This is a genomic window from Pedobacter ginsengisoli, assembly GCF_002736205.1.
Classification (GTDB): Bacteria; Bacteroidota; Bacteroidia; order Sphingobacteriales; family Sphingobacteriaceae; genus Pedobacter; species Pedobacter ginsengisoli_A.
The window spans coordinates 3,556,414-3,569,270 of sequence record NZ_CP024091.1 but is presented as its reverse complement, the minus strand read 5'-3'; the positions used below and the strand labels follow the sequence as shown (position 1 = coordinate 3,569,270).

At 38.0% G+C, this 12,857-nt stretch carries 7 protein-coding genes; all 7 read left to right on the top strand.

The window, feature by feature from the left end:
* Positions 1-74: 74 nt before the first annotated feature.
* Entirely contained in the window at positions 75-854 is a 780-nt protein-coding gene (gene surE, locus CPT03_RS14665) for a 5'/3'-nucleotidase SurE (protein ID WP_099439547.1), read from the top strand.
* Positions 847-1,116 carry a stationary phase survival protein SurE gene (locus CPT03_RS14660; protein WP_099439546.1) on the top strand — a complete coding sequence of 90 codons (270 nt, stop codon included), beginning with the start codon at positions 847-849 and terminating at the stop codon, positions 1,114-1,116. Before surE ends, CPT03_RS14660 begins: the two co-directional genes overlap by 8 nt.
* Positions 1,113-2,219 carry a lipid-A-disaccharide synthase gene (lpxB, locus tag CPT03_RS14655; RefSeq protein WP_099439545.1) on the top strand — a complete coding sequence of 369 codons (1,107 nt, stop codon included), beginning with the start codon at positions 1,113-1,115 and terminating at the stop codon, positions 2,217-2,219. The genes CPT03_RS14660 and lpxB overlap by 4 nt, the downstream gene beginning before the upstream one ends.
* A 380-nt stretch (positions 2,220-2,599) precedes the next feature.
* Positions 2,600-5,803: a SusC/RagA family TonB-linked outer membrane protein gene (locus tag CPT03_RS14650; RefSeq protein WP_099439544.1), complete on the top strand. Its 3,204-nt coding sequence runs from the start codon at positions 2,600-2,602 to the stop codon at positions 5,801-5,803.
* A gap of 29 nt (positions 5,804-5,832) precedes the next feature.
* Complete coding sequence (locus tag CPT03_RS14645) at positions 5,833-7,386, top strand: RagB/SusD family nutrient uptake outer membrane protein (RefSeq protein ID WP_099441134.1); 1,554 nt, start codon at positions 5,833-5,835, stop codon at positions 7,384-7,386.
* Positions 7,387-8,041: 655 nt separating this feature from the next.
* Positions 8,042-11,053, top strand: coding sequence for a SusC/RagA family TonB-linked outer membrane protein (locus CPT03_RS14640; RefSeq protein WP_099439543.1), 3,012 nt, complete (start codon positions 8,042-8,044; stop codon positions 11,051-11,053).
* Positions 11,054-11,064: 11 nt separating this feature from the next.
* Positions 11,065-12,708: a RagB/SusD family nutrient uptake outer membrane protein gene (locus CPT03_RS14635; protein WP_099439542.1), complete on the top strand. Its 1,644-nt coding sequence runs from the start codon at positions 11,065-11,067 to the stop codon at positions 12,706-12,708.
* Positions 12,709-12,857: the final 149 nt, after the last annotated feature.

The following is a 12,857-nucleotide window of genomic DNA, read 5'->3' as shown; positions in this document are numbered from 1 at the left end:
TTATTTTTGCTCAAAAAGGTGATTTTGGCATGCCGGCAGGCTTTTGTTATCATCATAAAACAGATATATCTTAAATGAAAAAGCAACAATCCAGACCCAATATTTTAGTGGTAAATGACGACGGTATAACCGCCCCGGGAATTAAAAATTTGATTGAAGTTGTTCAGGAAATCGGAAATGTGGTTGTGGTAGCGCCAGACGGCCCCCAGTCGGGTATGGGCCATGCTATTACTATTGGCAAGCCATTACGTTTTGACCGGGTTGATTTGTACCCTGGTGTAGAGATGTACAAATGTTCGGGCACACCTGTTGATTGTGTAAAGCTTGCAGTAAATAAGATATTTAAAGGCAAAAAGCCTGATTTGTGTGTTTCTGGTGTTAACCATGGTTTAAATAATTCCATTAACGTAATCTATTCAGGAACCATGTCGGCCGCAGTTGAGGGAGCCATAGAGGGTATTCCTTCAATTGGTTTCTCTCTTGATGATTTTTCGCAAGAGGCAGATTTTGGCCATTGTAAAAAGTTTATTAAAGCCATTTCTTTACAGGTACTGGAACATGGTTTGCCTCCGGCAACATTGCTTAATGTTAATTTTCCGAAAGGCGATAATTTAAAAGGTATTAAAATTTGCAGACAGGCAAACGCTAAATGGGCTGAAGAATTTGATGAAAGAAAAGACCCGTATGAGCGTCCGTATTACTGGTTAACCGGAGTTTTTCAAAATAATGATAAAGGCGAAGATACCGATGTTTGGGCACTAGAGAATGATTTTGTTTCTGTGGTTCCAGTACAGTTTGATTTAACTGCTCATCATGCTATTCCTGTTTTAAATACCTGGACGTTTGATGTTTAATAACCTAAAGAATTCTGTGTTTATAGGTTTAGGTATTGGCGCATTTGTGCCGGGCGTATTGTTAACCGGTGTTTGGTACCTGATGCATAGGTTTACTTTTTTAGCTAAAGCAGATCTTTTGCTTATCGGTTGTATTGCTGTGAATGCAATATTGATGCACCATTTTTTTAAGCAGGATAAAGATAATGTAGGCAGAGGCATCATCAGCGCAACTTTTTTATGGGCGTTTGTCTTCTTTTTTTATAAAGTTACCAAATCATGAGATACTATTTAGTAGCCGGCGAAGCATCCGGAGATTTACACGGAGCCAATTTAATGAAGGCCTTAAAAATTCAGGATCCTGATGCTGAATTCAGATTCTATGGTGGCGATAAAATGAAGGCTGAGGGTGGTGTGCTTAAAAAACATTATGCTGAAATGGCATTTATGGGCTTTACCGAAGTTTTACTAAATCTAAGGACTATTCTGAAAAACATGAAGGCCTGCAAGGCTGATGTGTTAGCATATAATCCAGATGCACTGATCCTGATAGATTTCCCGGGCTTCAATTTAAAAATTGCCGAATTTGCAAAAGAGAACGGAATTTGTGTTTGCTATTATATTTCTCCGAAGGTTTGGGCATGGAATCAAAAAAGGGTTCTAAAAATTAAAAGAATAGTTGATAAGCTGTTTTGTATTTTACCATTTGAGGTAGATTTTTATAAAGGGTGGGGTATGGAGGTTGATTACGTGGGTAACCCTCTGCTGGATGCAATTGCCCAATTTGCTCCCGATGTTTCTTTTAAAAGGACTTATGGTTTAGATGATAAAATTATAGCCTTGCTTCCGGGTAGCAGAAAGCAAGAAATAGAGCGTTTGCTGCCCGACATGCTTAGTATAACAGCGCGTTTTCCTGATTATCAATTTGTGGTTGCTGCTGCTCCTAATTTTGACGAGGGTTACTACAAACAATTTATTTCAACTGAAAATGTAATTCTGGTTTTTGAGCGGACTTACGACTTACTGAATGTTGCTACAGCAGCAATTGTTGCATCTGGTACAGCAACGCTTGAAACGGCTTTATTTCATATCCCGCAAGTTGTGGTTTATCGTGGAGGTGCAATCTCTGTAGCTATTGCCAGAATGCTTGTCAAAATCAGATTTATCTCGTTGGTGAACCTAATTATGGATAGAAAGGTAGTAACGGAATTGATTCAGGAAGATTGCAATACCCGAAAAATTTCTGATGAACTTAATTTAATTTTAAGTGGAGATGGCAGACAAAAAATGCTTAGTGATTATCAGGAACTGTCTTCAAAAATGGGTAGTGCAGGTGCGTCAGACCGTACCGCTAAGCTCATAATTTCTTATCTGAAGGAGGGGTAGGAACTTCCTCTTTTTCAGTTTATTAAGCTTAATTTATTTTTTAAAAAATATTCTTTTGTAAATTATTTTCCTTATTATTGGTATAGATAAAACGTTTTTATAAAATATAGCTCCCATATATTATGATAAACAGAACCAATCATCCCGCATTAAATCTAAACCAATTATTTCTTCTTTTTATTGTAAGAAGAATAGGATTTTTCTTACACCCCATCATGTATGATCCGGTTCTTGTAAAAGCAGGCTAGTCATACTTTCCCTAAACTTCTTTTTTAAGCATTCCTTTTAAGGTCATGTGTGCTATTGTGCGCCTATGATTTTGCCTGGAACCGGGTTTTTTGTGCGCTTACTCTAACTAAATATAAACTAAAATTAAGCTAATGAAAATCAAACAAATTATCCTCGCAGGGATACCAATGCTCTGTTTAACAGGGTTCCAATCCTTAGCGCATTCCATTGATTACAAAAAGATCAGTTCCGGAATGGGCAGTGTCGCCTTCTTTCAGACACAAAAAATTATAGTAACAGGAACGGTTGTTGACGAAAACTCGCGGCCCATACCTGGTGTAGGGATCAAGTCTCTCAAAACAAACAAATCTGCTGTTACCAGTGCCAACGGTAAATTCAGTATTGAAGTTGAAAATGCAAATGAACAGCTTACATTCTCATATATCGGCTACGCTTCCCAAACCCGGGCCGCAGGATCTGGAACTTCGCCACTTACAATTAAGATGGTTCCGGCAGAAGGAGTAGAGCTGGAAGATGTTGTGGTAATTGGCTATGGTACCTCCAAAAAGTCTGATTTAACGGGTGCCGTAGGTACAGTGAAAGCTGAGCAACTACAGGAGCGTCCGGCATCGTCTTTAAACCAGGCATTAACCGGAAGAATATCCGGGGTCCAGGTTAATACGAACTCAGGGCGACCTGGAGGAAGGGCGAATGTTAGAATACGTGGTTTTAGCTCTATCAATTCGTCTAATAATCCGTTGTATGTTGTAGATGGTGTTCAGTTACCGATGGGAAATCAGGCCCAGGCAAGTCAGGCTATTGATTACATCAACCCTAATGACATCATATCGGTAGAGGTGCTGAAAGATGCTTCCTCTACAGCCATTTATGGTTCAAGAGGAGCAAATGGCGTTATTTTGGTTACAACCAAACGCGGAAAAACAGGTGAGAGTAAAATAGAGTATAATGTGGATTTTAGTGTGCCAACAGTAGGGCCTAACTTTCCGAAAGTATTGAATGCAAAGGAATTTCTTGCGGTTGAGGATCTGGCGTATAAAAATATGGAGAAATACGATCCGGCCGGATGGGCAGCAGGAAAATATGTCACCAGAAATCCTGCTCTGGCCAGAAAAGACCCAAGATTATTTGATAGTAGTGGCAATCCTTTTTTTGATACAAACTGGCTAGAAGAAGCTACTCAGCATAAATTGTCGCAAAACCATGAATTAGGTTTTAGCGGCGGTAATGAGCGTACTACCTACTCTTTCTCTGTAGGGCATAGGAATGATCAGGGACTTATCAAAACGTCGTTTCTGAAGCGATATTCGGGTAGGTTCAGTATAGATGATCAGGTAAAAACTTGGTTAAAGGTAGGCGGTACTTTAAGCTATACCAATCAGAACGAAAACCTTGTGGATCAAAGTGATCAGGTAGCACGTAGTATTGTTGAAGATTTCCCGTTCCTACCAGTACAATATAGCGACGGTAAATATGCCGACAACAGAGACTACCCAAATGCTGAGGGACGGTTTAATGTGGTACATAGGCTAAATGATACCAAGTTTTTACTAGGTACTCAAACAACGCTTGGAAGTTTGTATTCGAATATCAAATTTGTTGAAGGACTGGAAATGAAGACTATAATAGGCGCCAATATCATTTCACAGGAAAATAATGAATACAGCGGTCGTACATTAAATATTTCAGATCAGGGCTATGCGGCAGGGCGTACCAGAAAAGAGGCTTTCTGGTCTATAGAGAACTTTCTGACCTACAATAAGCGATTCAACGAAAACCATTCAATTACTGGTTTATTAGGTATTTCATGGCAGAAAAGTAATTTTAATAACATCAGCTCAGAAGTAAGGGGCTTTGCAACAGATTATTTTGAATTTAATAACCTGGGGGCAGGTAGTCTAAATCCACAGGTTGGCTCTAATAAATCAAGTCAGGCACTTAATTCGTATTTCGGAAGGATTAATTATAGCCTGAAGGATAAATACTTATTTACCGCTACGGGAAGGGCAGATGGTTCATCGAAATTTGGGAAAAATAATAAGTATGCCTTTTTCCCTTCTGCAGCAATAGCATGGAGAGTTTCTGAAGAAGACTTTTTAAAAGATAGTAAAGTAATATCTAATTTAAAACTCCGCACCAGTTTTGGTGTTACAGGTAACTCTGAAATACCTCCGTATTCTTCGCTATCACTGCTTAGTTCAAACTTTGGAGCGGTTATTAACGATGTAAGGGTAGTTGGAACAGGGATAAATAGACTTGCTAATTTAGATCTGCGTTGGGAAAAAACAACACAAAGTGATGTTGGTGTTGAACTGGGTATGTTTGGTGGCAAAATATCATTGGAGCTGGATCTTTATTACAGAAAAACTACTGATATGTTGCTGGATGCTCCTGTTCCGCGTACAAGTGGTTACGTTACCATTAGAAAAAATATTGGGTCAATGGAAAATAAGGGTATAGAGGCAGCCTTGAATACCACAAATTTTGATTCAGAGAACTTTACATGGAAAACCTCATTTAACATATCACTGAATAGAAATAAGATCCTTTCTCTGGCTACACCGGCAGATATATTCGGGATAGGTGGCCCTAATTTTACTAATCCAACTAACATTATCCGTGTTGGAGAGGCTGCTGGTTCTTTCTGGGGGCTTACCCGCTTGGGTGTTTGGTCTGAGGCAGAAAGGGCAGAGGCTGCCAAATTTGTGAGCTATAGAAATGGAAATACAATACTTCCGGGCGACATTAAGTATCTGGATGTAAATGGAGACCATGCTATAAATGATGCCGATAGGTCAATAATTGGTAATGGTAGTCCTGATGCATGGGGTGCATTATCTAATAATTTCCGCTATAAGAACCTGGACCTTACAGTTGAACTTCAGTATTCTGTTGGTGCCGATGTAATGGATATGACCACGCACTCTAGTGAAGACCGACAATCGCTAGCCAACAGTTACGCGACAGTACTAAATGCATGGACTCCTCAAAATCAAAATACGCAGATTGCTGAAATTCGTGATACGCGTGCAGGTTATGTAACTAATGTTGATACCCACTGGATCAAAGATGGTTCATTTATTCGTGGCAGGAATGTATTGCTTGGCTATACCTTCGCCAATTCAGTAGTGCAAAAAATGAGGTTAAACAGATTAAGGGTCTATGTATCTGCACAGAATCTTTTCCTTATCACCAGCAAAGAGTTGCAGGGTGATCCTGAAACTACACCTACAGGTGGATATGCAAATGATGGAAACAACGTGTTCTCGCAGGGAATGAACTGGCATAGTTATCCTCGACCAACAATTTTTATGCTGGGTTTAAATATTGGGCTATAATCTGTTTCATGAAAATAAAATTTATACTGATGAAAATTAACATAACAAAATATATTAGCAGAATATTCCTTGTTGGAGTATTGCTGTTTGGATCAGGCTGTTCAAAGTTTTTAGATGAACAGGATCCCTCAAATCTAACACCCGATAACTTTTATAAAATACCTGAACACGCAGAAGCTGCTATAGCTGCGGTCTATTCAAGTTCCAGATTTATGGGTGATGGCGCAGGAATTTTCTCCTCGAACTGGCAATTGCTAGAGGCGGTAACCGGAACGTCAACCACTGAAACAGCGCAAAATTCGGATCTTAATAACCTGTATGGATTGGTTTATGATTCAAACACAGGTCATGTAATTAATTACTGGAATGGAATATACAGGGTCATTGCCCAAGCCAATTTGGTTCTAGATAATGTGCCAGGTATTACCCCTATGGATGAAGCGCAAAAGAAACGCATTTTAGGTGAAGCAAGATTTTTGCGTGCCTGGGCATATTTTTATGCTGTAAGGTTGTGGGGTGATGTACCATTAATTACAAAATCACAAACATTAGAATCTGAAGATTTTTTCCCTAAAAGAGCTTCTGTAGAAAGTGTTTATGCTTTAATTGTAGAAGATTTGATAGCAGCTGAAAATGCAGGCTTACCATGGATGAATAAAAATGGAAGAGTTACGCTGGCGGCGGCAAAATCTGAACTTGCCATTGTGTATCTTACCATGGCCGGTCAGCCTTTGAATAAAGGAGCATCTCATTATAAATTGGCAGCAGATAAAGCTAATGAAGTGATCACTTATGCTAAAGCTAACCCTGCTTCTATAGACCTTTTTTCTACCTATGCTGACGTACATAAAGAAACATTAAAAAATGAAAAAGAACACATCTTTATGCTTCAGTACAACTCTGTAGTTGCTGGCAATCCGATGGACAATATGTACCCTAATTTTAAACCAGTTACTTTTAATGGAGCTTCTGGTACCGGAAGTACTGTACCAACGCTGGAGTTTTATAATTCATATGAAACCGGAGACCTTAGAGCTAAAGATAGAGAGGGATATTTTTATAGCAGCTATTTTACCAATGGAAACGGTGCTTTGTTTCAGTTGGGAGCTCCATATATTTTCAAGCATTTCAACACCATTGCCAACGGATCTTCTGGTGTAGCTGGTACCCGTAATAATAACCTCAATGTGCCGGTAATTAGGTATGCAGAGGTTTTACTAGTATATGCAGAAGCCCAAAATGAAGTAGGTGGCCCGACCTCTGATGCATATGACGCTTTCAAAAGAATAAGGGATCGCGCGCAATTGGTAACACCTGCTATGGGTACCTACAATCAATCTACATTCCGCGAAGCGATATGGAGAGAGCGGTGGCATGAGCTGTGTTATGAGCAAATTACCTGGTTTGACATGGTGCGGCTTAGAAAAGTGTTTAATGAAACTACTAAAGGTTTTGATAATTTTGTTGGGCATGTAAACCAAAGTTCAGATCAGCCTTTACAGAGTAAACATCTGCTTTTTCCTATTCCTAGGCCCGAAATGCAAAATAATCCTAATCTTACCCCTCAAAATCCTGGATATTAATAAGCGTTAATTCTTGTTGGTTAAGAAGGTAGAGCCTGCAGTCATATTTTATGTTTGCAGGCTCTTTTGTTTTTGTGATTTTTTTGCTACAAAGGGCGGATTTTTACCTGTTATGCAGCCGTTTTTTTTGCTTTAAATTTTTGTTGTAATTGCTTTGTTTTAAGTAGACTTAGCCTAAGTTTTACCCCCTTTTCTATTGCAATTTGTAACAATAATGTTTGCAAAAAAAACAAAAAAAAGATTTGGGTTTGAACAATTTTCTTTAATATTGGCGTTGATAAAACGTTTTACTTAAAATTACGTATACCAAATATTCATGAAAGACCAACGATTATTCTTAGCCGATACACTCTCAAAAAATACTGAGGTTATTCCTTTAGAAAAATATTTTCTTTTTATCAATAACCGATTCAGGGTATAATCTTAAGCCCTCTCTCAATTTAATCTAGTTTTCTCTCTTTTTAGGCTACTCCCAAAGTGTGGCCATCGACTCGTTTTGTCGTATGGTTCTGACGCTGGGAATGGTAATGGACATTTTATGCCCTTTTGCAATAGTATGAACTTGAAACATTTATTAACACTAACTACAATTTAAACTAAAAACACCCATGAACATTAAACTACTAATAGGTACGGGGTATGTCTACTCTGTTCTATGAGTTTTCGAAGCTACTCTGCTACAGAGGGCTATCTGGAAACAATTAATTTAAGCAGGGTCAGTTTATCTCAGCCAGATAGACAGGCCATTGCACGTAAAGTAATCATCACAGGGGTTGTCCTTGATGAAAAATCTCAGCCTATTCCAGGTGTTGGAATTAAAACCGCGTCAAATAAATCTACAGTAACAGATGCTAATGGTAAATTCAGCATCGAAGCTGAAAGTGAAGCTGAATTAATCACTTTCTCTTATTTAGGTTATGCAACACAAAGTAAAGCTGCTGGAAATGGCAGCACCCCGTTAACTATTAAAATGGCACTTGATGAAGGTGTGAACCTTGATGATGTTGTCGTTGTAGGAGTTGGTTACGGAACATTAAAGCAGAAAGAGGTTACTTCATCAGTAGCTCACGTTGGTAGAGAAGAGTTCAGACAAAGCGGTTCTAGAAATCCTTTAGACCTTATTCAGGGTAAAGTAGCTGGTTTGCAACTATCAAGACCAGGAGGATCTAATCCGAATAGTGGTGTTGCTGTCCAGTTAAGGGGAGCAGTAACTACGCAAGGGAATGCAAGTCCATTGTACGTAATCGATGGAATTCCGGGTGCAAATCCAGACTTATTACAGCAAGATGATATTGCTTCTGTTGACGTTCTAAAGGACGGATCTGGTGCAGCTATTTATGGAACAAGTGCAAATGCCGGTGTAATTATTATTACAACAAAAAAAGGAAAATCGGGAGCACCAACATTCGATTATTCAAGCTATTTTAGAAAAGAGTATCTTCAAAACAAACCTGATTTTCTTACTGCAGAAGAATTTAGACAAAAAATTGCTTCCGGAGAAATTAAACAAAAAGATTTTGGTAACAATACTGACTTTTTTGATGGGTTAATTAATCACAATAACTTTTCGCAAAATCATAATTTAGCCTTAACAGGAGGTACAGATAAAACATCGTATCGTGCTAGTGTAAATTACAGAAACCTTGAAGGTATTAGTCGCGAAAATGGTCGTGAAGAATATGGTCTTCGTTTAAATATCAATCAAAAAGGGCTTAATGATCGCTTAAGTGCACAAATTAACTTAGCAACAAACTTTAATAAAGCCAACTTACTTGGTGGGGGCGGCTGGGAAAGTGAATCTACTAAGAATCCAACACTTTCTAATTTTAATGCTGACGGAAGCTATAGGTTTGATTTGACAAGTACTAATGAGTATGCACGTTTAGCTCAGGAAACTTCTTACAGAAAACAGCAAACAAGTTCTGCTGATGGTAAAGTTGATTTGGAAATTATCAACGGCTTAAAAGCTTCAATTTTTGGATCAGTTCAAAGGAATAGCTATACAGACGGGCAATACAGGCTAAAAGCAAGTGAAGACTCGATGGAGAACACCAACTTTCCGGGTGGCGGATATGCTGCAAAAGGCAATGTCCTGGAACAAAAGTTCGCTGTTGAGCCAACTTTGCAATATGAAAATACCTTTGCTGAAAAACATAAAGTAACCGCTATTGCTGGTTATAGCTACAGGTATGACATTTTTGAAGGATCTAGTGCAAGTAACAGAGGATTTATTAACGACCTTTTTAGAGAAGATAATTTATCTGAAGGAAGTGCCCTTGGTGTTGGTAAAGCTAGCATGGATAGCTACAAAAATGACAACACACTTATCGCTTTTTTTGGAAGAGTAAACTATGTATTTAATAACAAATACATGGCACAGTTTATTTTGCGTCATGAAGGTTCTTCAAAATTTGGTAAAAATAACAGATGGGCTAATTTCCCCGCAGTATCTCTTGGATGGAATATGTCTCAGGAAAACTTCATGAAAGATGTTAAGTTTATCAATTATCTGAAATTGAGAGCTGGTTTTGGTGTAACGGGTAATGCTCCTCTTTCTAATAATATATCAAGAGTAACTCTTGGTGGTGGAGGTAAATATTTATTCCCTGATGGTAATTATTATGAAACCTACGGACCAAATAGCAATGCAAATCCAGATCTAAAATGGGAAACTAAAAGAGAATATAACATAGGTGTTGATTTTACTATGTTTGACAATAAATTAAGTGGATCCATCGATGCATTTAAGCGTGATACAAAAGATTTGTTAGATTCTTATACTTCTCCTCAACCACCATATGTTAGAGACAACATCTGGACTAACGTAGGAACCATATCGTCTAAAGGAATTGAGTTGGCATTGACTTATAAGGCGATTACCAACGAGGATTTCTCATGGAGTACAAGTGTAACTGCAAGTACTACAAGAAACATATTGGAGAGCTATTCAAATACAATTTACAAAAGAGAATTTTTTACAACAGGCCCAATTAATGGAGCAGGAGCCCTTGGTGATGCTTTTACCATTATGGCCGGTAAACAAATTGGTATTTTCTACGGTAAAAGATTTGCAGGATTTACACCTGAAGGAAAATGGTTGTTTTACAACAGAAATGGAGAAAAGGTTTTAAATGACCAGATCAATAACTCAAGAGATGATTTAAATGCAACTGATTTAGCTCCTCTGGGAAATGCCGTTCCTAAATACTATGCTTCATGGACTAATAACTTTAAGTATAAAAACTTTGACCTAACAGTATTTTTAAGAGGAAAGTTTGACTTTGATATTCTGAATACCACTGCGCTTAGCTATGCTAATAAAACCTGGAGCGGAAACCTTTTAAAAGAGACATTTACCAAGTATAATCAAATCAATGATACTTATATGTATTCTGATTATTATTTGGAAAGCGGAAGTTTTGTAAAGATTGATGAGATCACCCTTGGTTATAACTTCAAGCTTAATGTAAAAGGACTGAGAAACCTTAGAGTTTATGCAACTGGTCAGAACTTAGCAACCTTTACTAAATACTCTGGTAATGATCCTGATTTTGTTCTGGATAACGGTATAGGCCGTGAATTTGACGGAAAAGCATTAGGTATTGATACAAGAGGGCCATACCCAAGTACCCGTTCGTTCTTGTTCGGAATAAATGTTGGATTTTAATATATCAAAAAATGAAAAGTAAATCACTTATATATACTGTATTAGCAGGTGTGTTGTGCTTAACAAATGCATGTACAAAGCTTGATGAGAATGCTTATGATGTCATCATAGCCGATGATTTCTATAACAATAAAACAGAAGTTTTATCGGCCGTACTAAGGCCATATACACATGCAAATGCATGGGTTAGTCCTTCAGGACAAGATGGATGGTGGCGACTTGCTGAACTTTCAGGAGATCAGTTAGCATGGCCAACCAAGGGTCGTCATGGTGAAGATGGTGGTAAATGGAAAAGGTTACACTATCATACCTGGACAGTAGATGAAGATGGAATCAACAGAGCCTGGGTTTTAATGTACTGGGGTATGGGATTATGCAACAGCCCTATTGAAAATCTGGAAAGCCAAAGTATTACCAAAATGGGAATTACTGAAACAGAAAAACAATCTTATATAGCTGAGTTGAAATTGCTTAGGGCATTTCATTATTTGAAATTAATGGATCTGTTTGGTAACATACCTGTAGTTACAAAAATTGGTGAGCCTGCAAAACCAGAAACATTATCTAGAAAAGAAGTATTTGAATTTATCGAGCGTGAGATAAAAGAAAATATTGAGAAAGCGCCTAAGCTATCCAGAGCAATGATGGGAAGAATGTCGCAGGCTGGTGGATACGCAATGTTAACGGAGCTTTACTTAAATGCTGAAGCGTGGACAGGTACTCCGCGTTGGGATGATTGCATTGCAGCAGCTAATAAATTGATTAGTGGCGAGGCGGGAAGTCAGAATGGAACTATGGCTTTAGATCCTAATATTACGGATCAGTTTATGCCAACCAACGATCTTTCTAAAGAAGTAATTTTCTCTGTAGCTTACAATTATACTATAGCTAATTTTGAGCCTTCATGGCCTTCAGAATTTTATCACTTCAAACAGCAGGAAATTTACGGTGGTGGTCGTAATGGTAATGATGGTATTGTTGTTATTCCTGGAGTTTATACCACATTTAAAGATGCAGATTTGCGTAAAAAAGAATGGCTGCTTCAAGGTAAAATGGTGAAATTTTCAGACGGAAAGACACCTGTTTTGGCGTCGGAAGAATATAAAGATGAGCAATTGGAATTTGTTGACTATATCCGTAAAGCAAAATCAGGATCAACTGTTTCAACTATGAGTGAGGGCGAGGAAAATAGTGGTGTTCGTTTTAACAAATACAAACTAGGTAATCAGGTGGCAGGCCCGGGTGGCGTGCCAGCTATTAATGTGAATTACAACAATACCGACTGGAATATTTACCGTTTAACATGGATCTATTTTGCAAAAGCAGAAGCGATTATGCGTAAAAACGGTGGTGTTGCAAATGCTGAAGCTGTACAGTTAGTTAACGATAGTAAAAAACGTGCATTTACTGATGCAGAATGGGCTGCTAACGCATACACTACATCAACACTTACAATGGATGAGTTACTTGCTGAACGCGGACGTGAGTTTATCTTTGAAGGTTTTAGAAGAGATGACCTAATTCGTTTTGGTAAATTTGCTACAGGTTCTTGGTGGGATCATACACCTACCAATGCAAACAAGGCATTATATCCAATTCCTCAACAGCAACGTAATTTAAACGTAAATTTGAGTCAGAACCCAGGTTATAATTAAATAATAATTCCTTAGGATTTCCTAAGTATTAAGAACGGGCGATTGTTAAAAACAATTGCCCGTTCTGTTTTAAAAGTTATTTTATTTTCCTATTATTGGGATACTAAATCGTTTTAAACCAAATATAAACCCCTTATATAGGTAATAAG